Source organism: Methanosarcina spelaei (assembly GCF_002287235.1).
Classification (GTDB): Archaea; Halobacteriota; Methanosarcinia; order Methanosarcinales; family Methanosarcinaceae; genus Methanosarcina; species Methanosarcina spelaei.
On record NZ_LMVP01000433.1, the window covers coordinates 1 to 360 of the forward strand.

A 360-nucleotide genomic window follows, 5' to 3' on the forward strand; every position below is an offset into this window, starting at 1 on the left:
TAGGTAAATCGATGGGGAGAATACATGAGGAAGAGATTTTTTAGCGAAGTACTGAGTTTAGATTTAGGCTCTTTATCCTATGGGAGCTTTCTATTTCTTCTCTCTTTTTCAGAAGAAATGTCTTCATTCTTTTTAGAGCCACGAATCTTAGGTTTGGCTTTTTCACCTTTTAGTAAGTTGATTTCATCTCGAAGCTTCTGGTTCTCTGCCTTGAGAAACTCAATCTCTTCGTTCTGTTGTTCAATTATAGAAAACAAAATACGAAAAGCTTTGGCATATCTTTCATCTTTAATTTCATCAGGATTGATGTCCAGTGAAGAAAGCAATTGTTTTAAAGCTTCAAGTTCCATTTTTCTACTC

The 360-nt window shown here is 34.7% G+C and carries 1 protein-coding gene; it reads right to left on the minus strand.

The window, feature by feature from the left end; all coding sequences use genetic code 11:
- Positions 1-77: 77 nt before the first annotated feature.
- On the minus strand, positions 78-360 hold a 283-nt coding region (locus tag ASJ81_RS15805; RefSeq protein ID WP_212556094.1), incomplete at its 5' end, for a hypothetical protein.